Annotated in this window: 11 protein-coding genes and 1 pseudogene; 1 reads left to right on the top strand and 11 read right to left on the bottom strand. The window is 67.2% G+C overall.

Features of this window, described 5'->3' with window-relative positions; all coding sequences use genetic code 11:
* Positions 1-2: 2 nt before the first annotated feature.
* The 10 genes from AC3B6A_RS11955 to AC3B6A_RS11910 form a co-directional block, all read right to left on the bottom strand.
* Complete coding sequence (locus AC3B6A_RS11955) at positions 3-1,790, bottom strand: GMC family oxidoreductase (RefSeq protein WP_488402974.1); 1,788 nt, start codon at positions 1,788-1,790, stop codon at positions 3-5.
* 3 nt (positions 1,791-1,793) lie between these two features.
* The gene (locus AC3B6A_RS11950; protein ID WP_488402972.1) at positions 1,794-2,558 is read right to left on the bottom strand and encodes a gluconate 2-dehydrogenase subunit 3 family protein; all 765 of its coding nucleotides are present in this window, start codon (positions 2,556-2,558) and stop codon (positions 1,794-1,796) included.
* 105 nt (positions 2,559-2,663) lie between these two features.
* Positions 2,664-3,575, bottom strand: a complete 912-nt coding sequence (locus tag AC3B6A_RS11945; RefSeq protein ID WP_488402971.1) for a LysR substrate-binding domain-containing protein — start codon at positions 3,573-3,575, stop codon at positions 2,664-2,666.
* Between the two features lie 41 nt (positions 3,576-3,616).
* On the bottom strand, positions 3,617-4,567 hold the full coding sequence (locus AC3B6A_RS11940) for an HlyD family secretion protein (RefSeq protein WP_488402969.1): 951 nt from the start codon (positions 4,565-4,567) through the stop codon (positions 3,617-3,619).
* Between the two features lies 1 nt (position 4,568).
* Positions 4,569-4,775 (bottom strand): DUF1656 domain-containing protein, encoded by a 207-nt coding sequence (locus AC3B6A_RS11935; RefSeq protein ID WP_488402967.1) that lies wholly within the window; start codon positions 4,773-4,775, stop codon positions 4,569-4,571.
* Positions 4,759-6,921: an FUSC family protein gene (locus tag AC3B6A_RS11930; protein ID WP_488402966.1), complete on the bottom strand. Its 2,163-nt coding sequence runs from the start codon at positions 6,919-6,921 to the stop codon at positions 4,759-4,761. Before AC3B6A_RS11930 ends, AC3B6A_RS11935 begins: the two co-directional genes overlap by 17 nt.
* Positions 6,922-6,929: 8 nt before the next feature.
* On the bottom strand, positions 6,930-8,354 hold the full coding sequence (locus AC3B6A_RS11925) for an OprD family outer membrane porin (RefSeq protein ID WP_488402964.1): 1,425 nt from the start codon (positions 8,352-8,354) through the stop codon (positions 6,930-6,932).
* A gap of 11 nt (positions 8,355-8,365) precedes the next feature.
* Entirely contained in the window at positions 8,366-9,307 is a 942-nt protein-coding gene (locus AC3B6A_RS11920) for a pirin family protein (protein ID WP_488403574.1), read from the bottom strand.
* A gap of 105 nt (positions 9,308-9,412) precedes the next feature.
* Positions 9,413-10,039, bottom strand: coding sequence for an isochorismate family cysteine hydrolase YcaC (gene ycaC, locus AC3B6A_RS11915; RefSeq protein WP_488402962.1), 627 nt, complete (start codon positions 10,037-10,039; stop codon positions 9,413-9,415).
* A gap of 198 nt (positions 10,040-10,237) precedes the next feature.
* Positions 10,238-11,104: a pirin family protein gene (locus AC3B6A_RS11910; RefSeq protein WP_488402961.1), complete on the bottom strand. Its 867-nt coding sequence runs from the start codon at positions 11,102-11,104 to the stop codon at positions 10,238-10,240.
* A 213-nt stretch (positions 11,105-11,317) separates the two neighbouring features.
* On the opposite strand from AC3B6A_RS11910, the gene AC3B6A_RS11905 reads away from it, so the two are divergent.
* On the top strand, positions 11,318-12,907 hold the full coding sequence (locus tag AC3B6A_RS11905; protein WP_488402960.1) for an MFS transporter: 1,590 nt from the start codon (positions 11,318-11,320) through the stop codon (positions 12,905-12,907).
* A 533-nt stretch (positions 12,908-13,440) separates the two neighbouring features.
* Here the strand turns inward: AC3B6A_RS11905 and AC3B6A_RS11900 are convergent.
* A pseudogene (locus tag AC3B6A_RS11900) lies at positions 13,441-13,922 on the bottom strand (transposase); the annotation flags it as partial.
* Positions 13,923-13,998: the final 76 nt, after the last annotated feature.

Raw genomic sequence — 13,998 nt, 5'->3', positions numbered from 1 at the left:
TCCTATGCCTGCACCAGTGGGCCGGGGTTCTTCAGGTAGACCTCGCGGATCGCCCGCGCCGACCAGTAGGTCAGCGCCGCCACCAGGCCGGTGGGGTTGTAGCCCAGGCCCTGGGGGAAGGCCGAGGCGCCGGGCACGAAGACGTTGGGCACGTCCCAGCATTGCAGGTAGCGGTTCAGCGCGCTGGTCTTCGGGTCGCTGCCCATGATCGCCCCGCCGTTGAGGTGGGTGGTCTGGTAGACGGTGGCGTCGAAGTGCTGGCCGAATTCCTTCATCGGCGCGGCGACCACCTTGGCGCCCATGGCGTCGGCGATCCTGCGCAGCTGGGTGACCATGAAGCGGTTCATCTTCACGTCGTTGTCCTTCCAGTCGAAGGTCATGCGCAGCAGCGGCTGGCCGTAGGCGTCCTTGTACACCGGGTCGAGGTCCAGGTAGTTGTCGCGGTAGGACTGGTGCGCGCCGTGGGTATCCATCGCCAGCATGTGGCGGTAGCTGTCGGCCACGGCGGATTTCCATTCGCCGCCCCACCTGGGCGTGCCGGGCGGCACCTTGGCCCCGGCGATGGGTTTGGTGCCGGCCTGGTTGACCCAGAACGGCGAGCCGCCGACGAAGCCGTGGGGGCCGTGGTCGAAGTTGTCGGCATTGAAGTCGTCCACCGCCACGCCGTTGCCGCCGGCGCCGATGAAGGGGTTGGTGTGGTGGCTGCCCTTGTCGAAGAAGGCGGACACGGTGGAGATGTTCTGGAAGGCGAAGTTGCGCCCCACCACGCCCTCGTTCTTCACCGGGTCGTAGGGTTTGCCGATGCCCGAGAGCAGCATCAGGCGCACGTTGTTGAACTGGAAGGCGCCGAGGATCACCAGGTCCGCCGGCTGCTCCACCTCGCGGCCCCGGGCGTCGACGTAGGTGACGCCGGTGGCCCGGTCCTTCTCCGCGTTGAGGTTCACCCGCAGCACATGGGCGTCGTTGCGCAGCTCGAAGTTCGGCACCTGGCGCAGCGCCGGCAGGATGTTCACGTTGGGCGAGGCCTTGGAATACATGTAGCAGGCGTAGCCGCTGCAGAAGCCGCAGAAGTTGCACGGCCCCATCTGCGCGCCGTAGGGGTTGGTGTAGGGCCCGGAGGTGTTGGCCGACGGCAGGTTGTAGGGGTGGAAGCCGACTTCGCGGGCGGCCTTCTCGAACAGTTGCGCGGAGACGGTGTTCTTCTGCGCCGGCAGCGGGAAGTCGCTGGAGCGATCGGCCGCGAACGGGTTGCCGCCCTTGTCACGCCCCACCACCTGGCCCTTGATCGACCAGGCGGTGCCGGCGGTGCCGAAGACCTTCTCGGAGAAGTCGAAGTACGGCTCCAGCTCCTCGTAGCTGACGCCGAAGTCCTGGATGGTCATGCCCTCGGGGATGAACGCCTTGCCGTAGCGCTCCTCGTAGTGGCTGCGCAGGCGCAGCTCCACCGGGTCGACGCGGAAGTGCACGCCCGACCAGTGCAGCCCGGCCCCGCCGGTGCCGGTGCCGGGCAGGAAGGCGCCGAACTGGCGGTACGGCACGGCCAGGTCGTTCAGGCCATGCCGCAGCGTCACGGTCTCGCGGGAGATGTCCATGAACAGCTTCTTGCGCGAGTTGTAGGTCAGCTCATCCATGGTCTGCGGGTAGACGCCATCGGGGTAGGTGTCGCGCGCCGGGCCACGCTCCAGGGCCACCACCTGCAACCCCGCCTCGGTCAGCTCCTTGGCCATGATGGCGCCGGTCCAGCCGAACCCGACGATGACCGCATCGACTTTCTTCATTACCTGGGCCATCGCTCAACCTCGCTCGCCACTGATGGAAACCGGGGGGAAGGGATAGCGCTCGTCGCGCTCCACCCAATCCATGAAATCGGCGCGGGCGCCGGGGAAGCCGATCAGTTTCCAGCCGGCCATGCCCTGGTTGCCGCCATGCATGGGGTCGCTGAAGAAGCCCTCGCGGGTGTTCATCCAGAGCATGGCGAAGAAGGTGCTGGAGGGCACCGAGTCGAATGCCGCCTTGCCGCCGTCCAGGGCGACCAGCGCCTGCTGTTGCTGCGCGGCGTCCAGCCCGGCGAAGGGCTTGTTCCACTGCGCCCGGCACCAGGCGTCGGCCTCGCGGATGCCCAGGCGGTAGATTTCCTGCGGGCTGAGCTTGAGCTGGTAGCCCAGCTCCGGCGCGGCGTCCGGGTGGAAGGGGCCTTGCATGTACCACAGCCCGCCGCTGCCGTAACGGGTGTTCAGCTGGCGGTCGATGAACTCCGGCACGCCGACGTCCGCGGCCCCCGGCCCCAGCGCATCGGTGGGGATGAGGATGGCCACGGCGGCCTTGACGAAGGCCCACTCCTCGGCGGTGAAGTAGCTCGGCGAGTAGGCGCGGGCCTGCGCTGCGCCCTGCTCCGCCCCGGCGGCAGGCTCGGCGGCCGGTGGCGCTTTCGGCGTCTCGCCGAGCACCACGTTGCCGACCCCGGCGCCGGCCAGGGTGGCCACCGGAATCAGGGTCAGCGACTTGCGCAGGAAATCGCGCCGCGCCGGTTGCGCGGCGGATGGGTCATCGTGGGACATGGCGGGGTCTCCTGTTCCGGCAGGTCAATCGGGTCGTACGGGCTGTGCGCCACTCGTGCGCCGCCGGGTTCGCTCCGGACGGGCGCTTCACTGCAAAATGGCTCCTCATGAAGAAGCCACGGACTCTTGTTCGAACGCCTCGGCAAGGAAATCGATCAGCTTGCGCACGGCAGGCATCAGGCCGCGCCGCGAGGGGAAGATGGCGACCACGTCGCCCATTTTCGGCGCCCAATCGTCGAGGACGTTGACCAGCCGGCCGCTCGCCAGGTCCCCGCTCACCAGCTCCTCCGGGAGCAGCGTCACCCCTACCCCCGCCAGCGCGCCCTCGCGCAGGACGGCGATGTCGTCGGAAACCACGCGGGGACGTATGTGAATGGAGGCTGAAGCACCCTCCGGGCCATCCATCTCCCAGATGCAGTCCTGCACGCTCGGCCCCCAGCACAGGCTGGGCAGCTCGACCAGGTCCGCCGGCCCCAGCAGCCGGTCGACCGCGGACAGCACGGCGGGGGCCGCGACCAGGCGGTAACGGCTGCGTGCCAGCTTGCGCATGACCAGCTCACTGCTTTCCAACGGCTGGTGGCGGACGCTCAGGACCAGATCGAAACCTTCGCTGATGACGTCGACGCGGCGGTTGAAACTCTTGACCAGCAGCTCCACCACCGGGCACTGGGCCATGAACCGCGCCAGAATGGGCGCCAGGCGCGAGTCCAGCAGCGGCGTCGTGCAGGCCACCCGGACCATGCCCCGGGGCTCGGCCCGGCTGCGCTCGATGGTGTCCTCGGCGGCAAGGGCCTGCTCCATCATCGAAACGCAATGCTGGTAATACTCCAGGCCGATTTCAGTGACGGAGAAATGCCGGGTCGAACGCTGGATCAGCCTCACGCCCAAGCGCTCTTCCAACCTGGAAACCCGCCGGCTGAGACGGGACTTGGGCAGCCCCAGCACCCGGCCCGCGGGGGCGAAGCCGCCGTGCTCGACCACCTTGGCGTACAGGAACAGATCGTTCAGATCAAACATGGACAGCCACCATCCGCAGCCGCGCGGACATCCTTCCCGACCTACTCATGGAGGGTGACCGTGGCGGTGGTGCCCGCGCGCAGTGGCGGCGCGCCTTCGGGACGCGGGTCCAGGCGCAGGCGGACCGGTATGCGCTGCGCCAGCTTCACCCAGGTGTAACTCGGGTTGACGTTCGCCAGCAGGCGGTTGCCCGGCAGGTTCTCCCGGTCGGTGATCGCATAGGCGATGCTCTCGACCTCCCCCTCCAGTTCCTCCCCGCTCATCAGGGAGATTCGCGCGCGGCTGCCGACGCTGACCTTCGGCAGCTTGGTTTCCTCGAAGTAGCCGCTGACATAGAAGGAGTCGCTGTCCACCAGCGCCAGCAGGGGTGCGCCCGCCTGGGCGAAATCGCCCTGGCGGGTCAGCAGGTTGGTCACATGGCCGGTCACGGGCGCGCTCACCCGGGTGCGCTCAAGGTCGAGCCGCGCCTGCTTCAGGGCTGCTTCGGCGAGCTGCACATTGGCCTGCGCCAGGCCCAGGTTGGACTGTTCCCGGAGCAGATTGGCCCCGGCCACGGAAACATCGGTGCTGGACTTCTCCCACTCCTCGGCGGAGATCGCCGAACGCGATTGCAGCTGCCGCCGGCGCTGCTCCTCGCTGCGCCGCTGCCTGAGCAGCGCCTGATTGGCGACGATGGCCGCCTGCGACTGGCCGAGCGCGGCCCGGGCGACCTCCACCGCACGCTGTGCGTGCAACACCGCCAGCTCGTAGCGGGCCGGGTCGATCTGCAGCAGCAGGTCGCCCTTCCTGACGAACTGGTTGTCATGGACGGGCAACTCGGTGATACGGCCACCGACCTCGGCGGACAGTGTCACCACGTCCGCCCGCACCCGCGCATCGCGGGTCCAGGGCGCGCGGGTGTAGTACTCCCAGGCAAACCAGCCCAGTCCGACGGCAAGGCCCAGCACCGCCAGCGTCAGCACCTTGGGCAATACGGATTTCAACGAAGACATTTCAGAGACCAACTCCCATGAATAACACCAGGGCCGCGCAGAGCGCCGCATACAGCGCGCCCTGGAACAACGCCGGATGCCAGGCGAACGCCAGCACGCCGGCCCGCCGCAACAGGGCGTCCAGCACCGCGAACAACGGCAGGGCAAGCAGCAGGGCCTGGGCAATCGGCGGCAGGTAGACGCCGCCCAGTTCAAAGTCCACGGGCATAGGCACCCTCCTCCAGTGGCCGTGAGGCCGGCATTTCCAGCACCGTGCGATAGCGTTGCAGCAACAGGGTCGCGATCGACAAGGCGACGCGCATCGTGAACAGGCGCCGCAGTTCCTCTCGACCGAGCGCCAGCTGCGATTCGTGCAGATCGTCCAGAAGCAGGCCGAGCCGGCCCAGCTCGCGCAGCAGGGCGTCCAGCTCCACCTGGCGCCGCGCCCCGATGAAGTCGGCCACATCCCGCAACCCCTGGTGCAAGCGCGTTCTCGTCCCCGGCGGAAGCGCCGCGCTGCTGGCGCAGTGGGCCTTCGCCTGGCTCAACGCGATCGCCAGCCCGGGGCAGATCAGGCTGCAGTCGAAGAGCTCGCGGGAACGTGGATCGGCCGTGCTCGGCAGCAGGCCGATCATCATCGACAGCCGGTCCAGCATGCGGCTCTCGAAATCGAACTGCCGGGCCAGGCCGGCCGCGCCCGAGACTTGCCGGTAGGCATCCTCGCGGGTCTGGCGGAACAACCAGGCAATGCGCTGCGTGGGGTTGAAGGGGAATACCAGCGCGAACACCACCATCGCCAGTACCCCGCCCGCCAGGTAGCCCCCGGCGAACTCGAACCACTGCACGGCCGTGTTGTGATAGGTGCCGACATTCTGCGGCCCGATCATCAGCAGGCCGATCAGGCCGATGCCCATGCCGATGCCCGCCGTCATCGGGCTGGCCAGGCCGGCCGCCGAGAGGTACAGCAAGGGAACCAGGCACAGGGCGAGCATTTCGAAATCGCCGAAGACCGGCAGCAGTGCGAACTGATAGACGGCCGACAGGCCAATGGCGACCAGCAGGCCGCGGTTGAAGTTCTGGCTGGCCAGCAGCGGACGCGGCAGGGTCGCCATCAGCGAACACATGACCCCGATCAGGATCACGCCGGAGCGAGCGCCATCCCAGGCGGTTTCCATCCAGATCAGTCCCGCCAGGAGCAGGGCCAGGAACGCCCGCAGCGCATTCATTCCGGCCAGGCGGAAATCCAGGTGAAGCGCCTGGACGCGCCCCTGCTGGTTGGGGCAACTGGCCGCTCTGCCCTGCTGGATCGCCTCGTTGAGCTCGATCACATCGTCCAGCTGCCGCAGCAGCCGGGCCTGCTCCCAGCGCAGGGCCCAGGCCAGGGAGCGCATCCGCGGCGGCAGCGGTTCGCTCAGGAACTCGGCGCGGTCGGCCGCCTCATCGAAGCCCTGGTAAACGCGCCGGAGCGCCGCGCGGCGCTCCGCGGGCAGCGATACGCCCGCGAGCGCCAGCTCGTCCAGGCTCGCCAACTCGCGCTCGCGCAGCAGTTGGATATCGGCCGGCAGCGGCCCCTGCCAGTGCGCCTTGACCAGCTCGCGCTGCTGCCGCAGCACCTGCAGGCGGGACACCAGCAGGACCAGCTGGTTGGCGAACAGCTGCACCAGGCTGTCGGCGCTGCGCAGGTGCGGCGCATCGAAATAGAGGTGCCGGCGCAGCCCCTCCAGCGCACTGATTTCGGCGATCAGCTGCGCCTGGCGCTGGCGGAATGCGCTTTCGCCCTCCTCGGTCCGGACGACTTCCGCGGCGTGGCGGGCGATCAGCCTGACCAGGCTGTCCACCTTGGCGAAGTAGCCTTTGGCGACGGCATGCGGACGTGCCGTCAGCAGGCTGACGACCGCGACGCAGGCGACCGCCAGCAGCGTCTCCGTCAGCCGGGTGATCGCCAGCATGAGGACGCCGTCCGGGTCCGGCACAGCCAGCATCGCGACGACCACGGCGGTGAAGCCGCTCAACACGAAGGCATGGGAATCGGTGTAGCGCAGCAGCGTGCCACCCGCCGTGCAGAAGGCCAGCCAGAGGGCGAGGCTGATGATGAAGGGCATCGGCGCCTGCGGGAACAAGGCCATGAGCAGCACCGCCACCGACGCGCCCGCGGCCGTTCCCAGCACCTGGGCGAAGCTGCGCTTGAGCGTCATGCCGGCCAGGGGCAGGCTGATGATGATCACCGTCATCAACGCCCATTTCGGCTGCTCCAGATCGAAGAGGAAGGCCAGGTAAAGGCAGAGCAGGCCGGCGGCGATCGTGCGCAGCACGAAGAACAGCACGTCCCGGGCGGGATGCAAGGCGAGCTTGAAATAGGAAATCAGCGGGGTCATCCAGACTCTCAAAACAGGCTGAGCGGGTAATCGACGATCAGGCGGTACTCATCGGCGCTGGAATTGCCCCGGGTGTTGCCCGGTGCGGTATAGCCGTCGCCTTCGCGGTGGGTCGCCCAGCGGGCGGTCAGCGACAGGTCCTTGGCCGGCCCGGATGGCACCTGGTATTTGACGGCGAGGTCGCGCTCCCAGTGTTTGGCGTGCTTGCCGTCCGGGTTGTAGATGTAGCCGTAGCCGGCGCTGCCGGGGTCCACGCGGGTGAGGTCCGCCTCGCCCCGCGTATAGGCGGCGATGAATTGCAGTGTCGGCGCGCCGAGGAACGCCAGGGGCGTTTCGTACTGCACCCGCCAGGACTTCTCCCCCGGCCCGTTGAAGTCGGCGAACTGCTGGGAGTTGCTCAGGTAGAGGAAAATCCGGTCGTTCTGCGTGAGGTAATCGAAGGGCGTCCGGCCATCGACCTTCTGCAACCCGAGGGTCACGGTCTGCCCATAGGCGGTTGCGGCGAGCCCGGCGCTGTAGGTGTCGTTGTCGATCGTCCCCAGCTGGCTGCGGCCCTGGTCGCGCGTCTTGAAGTAGTGCAGGTAGGGCTTGAGCACCAGCGCGTCGCTCACCGGGATGGCATCGGAGATGCCCAGGTAGTACTGATTCCAGATGTCTTCGAGCTGGCCGCCATAGGCCGAAAGCTGCATGCCCCAGGGGCCGCTGTAGATCGCGCCCGCCCAGCCCACATGGGGGCTTTCGCGGTCCGCCGCCACGCCGGCCTTGTTGCGCGCGCCGTAGGCGGTGACCAGGTGACTGTGCCCGCTCTGGTTGCGCAGGCGCGTGGACTCCAGGAAGCCCGCGTCCAGCCACAGGTCCTGCAGGCCATGATTCTTCAGCGTGACGCCACGATAGGCCTGCGGAAACAGGCGGCTCGTGCCGCTGGCCGCCAGCGGGTTCTCCACCAGCTGGTCGCCCGCCTTCACCAGGGTGTCGAGGTACCTGAGCTTGAGCGCAGCGCCCGCGCTGGAGAATTCATCCTCGGGCGTGCGGGATGAATCCAGCGGCAGCAGGCCGGCGCCGCCGCTGCCACCGCCGCCATCCAGCTTGAGTCCGAGGAAGCCGTGGGCGTCGACCCCGACCCCGATCGGCGTATCGGTGAAGCCGGAGCGGAACGAGAGCAGGAAGCCTTGCGCCCACTCGGTCGGATCCCGGGTGACCAGCTCGGAATGATTGTCGCGCTGGAAGTAGTAATTCCTGACCAGGCCATCCAGCCGCGAACCTTCCACCAGTCCGGGCGGGATGGTCAGCTCGACCGCCTGGCGGTCGTTGATGCCGGTGAAGATGTTGTCCTTCTGCCCCAGGGCGTTGTCGGCCTGGGCGGGCGATGCCAGGAGCAAGCCGACCGACAACGGGCAAAGCAGGAGCTGCCGCTCGACGACGCGGGGTTTCATCACCGAAATCCTCATGCTCGCCAGGGAAGCGCGGGCGCGATCAGGCGCGGTCCGTCGAACCCCGCCACGTCGCCGAACCGGGCGCCGCCCTCCTCCCACTCGCGCTGCGCCTGGGCGATCTCCGCCTTGCTGTGCCCGACGAAGTTCCACCAGATGAAGATCTCCTCGGCGAAGGGCTCGCCGCCGAGCAGCACGGCACGGGCGCCGGCGGATGCCGCCAGGTCGAGCGACGTCAGGCCGCGACCGAGGTAGGCGAGCTCGTTTGCGCCAAACACCTCGTCATTGATCCGCCATTCGCCGGTGAGCGGCAGGAGGCCGTACTCGTGGCCCCGTTCCAGGCCGAGCCGGGTGCTCGCGGCATACTTCGCGGCCAGGTCGAGCCCCACCAGCGGCGAGAAGATGCGGGCAGGCGCGGTGTATCCCTCGAAGCTCCCGGCCAGCAGCGTCAGATCGAAGCCGTCCGACTGCCACTGGGGCAGGCTTGCATGGTGGTCGAACGTCGGCGGGAGGTCAGCGGCCGAGGCCGGCAAGGCGATCCACAACTGGACCGCATGCAGCTGCGCCTCGCCCGGCAGCGACTCCTCGGTGTGCGTGATCCCGGAACCGGCGGTCATCAGGTTCACCTGGCCGGGACGGATCACCTGGACATTGCCCAGGCTGTCGCGATGGAGCACGTCACCCGCGATCATCCAGGTGAAGGTCTGCAGGCCGATATGCGGATGCGGACCGACGCGCAGCCCGCTCCCGGAGGAGAAGACCGCAGGGCCGGCATGGTCCAGGAAGCACCAGGCCCCGATCATGCGCCGCTGCCGCGAGGGCAGCAGCCGGCTGACCGGGATGCCGCCGCCGACCTCGGCGGTGCGCGAGGTGATGCGCTGAATGGCGCGCACACCGTCATTCACCGGGCAATCGGCGGACGATGACAATTCGCAGTGGGTTTCGTGTGTACTCATCATCAGATCTCCCCAGCCACCGGGATACTCACGACCTTGGCCACGGGGGCATGCGCCTGGAGACGCGAGGAGCCATGCGCCGTGGCATGGCCCCTCGCGGCTGGATCACTTCGCTGCGGTCATCAGGCTGTAGCTGGTGATCAGGTTGCGGTAGTCCGGGATGTGCGCGGAGAACAGCGCGGCCAGGCCCTCGATGTCGTTGCGCCAGTCGCGGTGCAGCTCGCAGGCCACGCCGAACCAGGTCATCAACTGCGCGCCGGCGGCTTCCATGCGGCGCCAGGCGGCATCGCGGGTGACTTCGTTGAAGGTGCCGGAAGCGTCGGCGACGACGAACACGTCGAAGTCCTCGGCCAGCGCCGACAGCGCCGGGAAGGCCACGCAGACCTCGGTCACCACGCCGGCGATGATCAGTTGCTTCTTGCCGGTGGCCTTGACTGCCTTGACGAAGTCCTCGTTGTCCCAGGCGTTGATGTTGCCCGGACGGGCGATGTACGGGGCGTCCGGGAACATTTCCTTGAGCTCCGGAACCAGCGGGCCGTTGGGACCGTTTTCGAAGCTGGTGGTGAGGATGGTCGGCAGCTTGAAGTACTTGGCCAGGTCGGCCAGGGCCAGGACGTTGTTCTTGAACTTGTCCGGTTCGATATCCCGCACCAGCGAGAGCAGACCGGTCTGGTGGTCGACCAGCAGTACGGCGGCCTGGGACTTGTCGAGACGGACGTAGGGCTTGCTCATGGCGTTTCCTCGCTTTCAGGTTGAAAACCCGGCGCCATCGCCGGGCAAGGGTGGATTCAGCGTTGCGAATCCGCTATTTCGTGCCCGGTCACTACCCGCCGGGCGCGGGTTCGGCCCGCGGTCGGCAATCGGCCGCCGGCCCACATTCCGCGCAGGCATCTATCAGGTTAGATAGGCACCGGGGCGGCACCCTGACCGTCAGTCGTCCAGCCGGCCGAACCGCCCGCTTTCAAAGTCCTGAACCGCCTGGCGTATTTCGCTTTCGCTGTTCATCACGAAGGGGCCATAGCCGACGATCGGCTCATCGATGGGCTCGCCGGCCAGCAGCAGCACCTGCGCATCAGCGTTCGCCTCCAGCAGCACCTCGTCGCCCTCCCGGTCGAACAGCACGGTCTGGGCCTCCCGCACGACCTCGGTGCCATTCACCTGCAGCGTGCCGTGCAGCACCACCAAGGCCACGGTGCGCCCGGGGACAACCGGCAGGCTGACCGGCTTGTCACGCGTGAGCCGCACATCCCAGACATCGATCGGCGTGAAGGTTTCAGCGGCGCCCCGCTGGCCGTCGAACTGCCCGGCGATCAGGCGCAGCGTGCCGGCACCATTGGCCAGCGGGATGGCGGGAATGGACTTGTCGAGAATCGTCTGATAGCGCGGGGCCGACATCTTGTCCCGGGCGGGCAGGTTGACCCACAGCTGCACCATCTCCAGGGTTCCGCCAGTGCGGCCGAAGGCTTCGGAATGGAACTCCTCATGCAGGATGCCCGACGCGGCGGTCATCCATTGCACGTCGCCGGGGCCAATGCGTCCGCCGGCGCCGGTGGAGTCGCGATGCTCCAGTTCGCCCTGATAAACGACGGTGACCGTCTCGAAACCGCGGTGGGGATGCTGCCCCACGCCCCGGCGAGCGGAGGTCGGCGGAAAATCCTGCGGTCCGGCATAGTCGAGCAGCAGGAAGGGGCTGACGTGCTTGCCCAGGCTGTCGTAAGAAAACAGCGTACGAACCGGGAATCCGTCACCCACCCAATGGGGCCTGGGGCTGGTATAGACACCAAGGATTTTCTTCATTGCAGACCTCCTGCAGCCAACGGCGGTAACAGTAGTTCCGCAACGATGACCCCGGTAGGCCCGCAAAGTGACCCTCAGAGTTCTATTCCGGGAACACTGAATCCGGACCTGCCGGTGGTAAAAGCGACTCGGTCGGGCACCGCGGCAACGATGCCCGGCTATCGATCGCCTATACCTGATCCTCGAATCCCCTCTGAAAAGGTGGCGCAGACCATGCCCCCATCCTCCACCGCTCGCTCATCTCCCTGGAGTCCGCTACGCCAGGCCACCTTCCGCTGGCTATGGCTGGCCAGCATCACCTCGAACATCGGCACCTGGATGCACGAAGTGGGTGCCGGCTGGCTGATGACCTCGCTGTCGGCCAGTCCGCTGAACGTGGCGCTGGTGCAGGTCGCCGGCTCCCTGCCGATGTTCTTCCTGGCGCTGCCGGCCGGCGCCCTCGCCGACATCGTCGACAAGCGCCGCTACCTGCTTGGCGTGCAACTGTGGATGGCGGCGGTCGCCATGCTGCTGGCGATACTCACCCTGCTCGGGCTGACGACGGTCTGGCTGCTGCTCGGACTGACCCTGTGCATGGGCATCGGCACGGCGCTGATGATGCCGGCCTGGAGCGCAACCACTCCGGAGCTGGTGGACAAGGGCGAGTTGCCGGCGGCGGTGGCGCTGTCCAGCGTCGGCGTCAACCTGGCGCGCGCCGTCGGCCCGGCCATCGCCGGCGTGCTGGTCAGCCTCGTCGGGCCCTGGCTGACCTTCGCCCTGAACGCGCTGTCGTTCTTCGCGGTGATCGGCGTGCTGCTGGCCTGGAAGCGCGAAACGACGCCTGCGGTGCTGCCCGCCGAACGACTGCTCGGCGCGCTGCGCGCCGGTTGGCGCTACAGCCGCAGCTCCCGGCCGTTGCAGGCGGTGCTGGTACGCGCGCTGGCGTTCTTCCTCGGCGCCAGCGCCGGCATGTCGCTGCTGCCCCTGATCGTGCGCGGCGAACTGCAGGGCAGCGCCATGGACTTCGGCCTGCTGCTCGGCAGCGTCGGCGTCGGCGCGGTACTCGGCGCGGCATTCCTGCCGGCACTGCGCGAGCGGCTGGGCGGCGACCGCCTGGTGCTGGTGTCCAGCGCCGTCTATGCGCTGGTGCTGGTCGCCCTGGCGCTGCTGCGCAACCTGTACCTGCTGGTTCCGGTGATGCTGCTCAGCGGCGCCGCCTGGATCGCCGTGCTGTCCAGCCTGCAAGTGGCGGCCCAGACCTCGGTCCCGGCCTGGGTCCGCGCACGGGCGCTGGCCGTGTACATCCTGGTGTTCTTCGGCAGCATGGCCGCCGGCGGCGTCCTGTGGGGCTTCGTCGCCAGCCACGCCTCGATCCCCCTCGCGCTGCTGGGCGCCAGCGCGGTGCTGGTGCTGGGCCTGCCCGCCTGCCTGAGCTTCCGCCTGCCGGTCACCGAGGCGGAAGACCTGGCGCCGTCGCTGCACTGGCCGGCGCCGATCCTTGCCGAAGGGACGGACCAGGAGCGCGGCCCGGTGCTGGTCACCCTGGAGTACGACATCGACCCGGAAAAGGCCGCGGCCTTCCAGAAGGCGATGCAGGACGTCCGCGGCATGCGCAGGCGCAACGGGGCGATCTCCTGGGAGCTGGTACAGGACAGCGAAAACCCGCGCCATTGGCTGGAGTTCTTCATCGATGAATCCTGGCTGCAGCACCTGCGCCACCACCAGCGGGTCACGCGCGGCGAACTGAGGATCGAAGCGGCCGCGCGGCAGTTCCAGACCCAGGGCGTGGACATCCGCATCCGCCACTATCTCAAGGGAGGGTGACCTGAATTGCACGGCACATACGTTCAATCCCGGGCCCGTGCTTCCTGATACCGTGCGTACGTCGAACGGATCCCCGCGAAGGCTCCATGCGACAAAGCCGCCCACAAGGCGGCTTTTTCATTCGTCCTGCCAGTGCATTTCCAGAACAGGCCGGAGCACGGCAATGGCCAACGGCGGACGTTCAAACTGTCTCTGTATTTCCTCACAATGGGATAAACAAGCTTTGCATCGAAGCCGTCAATTCATCGATTCACTCTTATTGGCGAGTTTTCTTGTCCACCAGAACGCAAGGCAGTGCACCGCGCTTGTCGAGCTATCCAGCCATGACGAGGCGAGTGAAAAGAGTGTGATCGCTGATGGCCCAGGCTGTGTAAAAACGCAGCGTGTGATGGATTGCTGGTTATTGGATTGTTATAGCGGCGCTCAGAGGCCCTGTGGGCTTCTGACGTGTCGCCCCGAGTCATTCAACTGATTCGGGAAACTGCGGCTTTCGTGATGCTGCGCGACGAGTTCATCGGGGCGCGAAGAGGGTTTCAGGCCCTCATCGCGGCCATCAGTGCACTATTGCCCAGCAGGCTGAGCACCCGTTTGAAGTTGTAGGCGAGCACATGCAGGCTCATTTCCGTGCTTACCCGGTCGAGCGTTCGGGTGAGGAAATGGGTGGCCCCATCCAGGCCTTCAGTGTGCCAAATGGATGCTCCACCGTCTGACGGCGGATGCGCATCATCTCCGGTGCCTGATCCAAGCGGGACTGCATATCCTCGAGCACCGCCTCGTGTTCCCAGCGACTCACCCGACGCTCTGAGCTTGGAGTGCAGCGCTCTTTCAATGCACAGCCTTGGCAATGCGAACTCCAGTAACGGTGCAGCTTCAGCCCTTTCTCGACGCTTGAGAAACGCCAAATCAGGCTTTGCCCAGCAGGGCAGCAGTACTCATTCTTGGCTGCGTCATAGATGAAATCACCTTTGCCAAAGCGGCCTGCCGCTGTCGCGCCCGACGTCAGCGCCTTGGGTAACCCTGACATCAAGCGAATCTGCACCTTGGCGCTGAGCCGCTTCCTGTTCCCGGACAAGGACAGCCACACCCAGTCG

The sequence above is a fragment of the Pseudomonas sp. B12(2026) genome (assembly GCF_057767015.1).
Note: the sequence above shows the minus strand (reverse complement) of the source record. Positions and strands in the feature narration are given on the sequence as shown.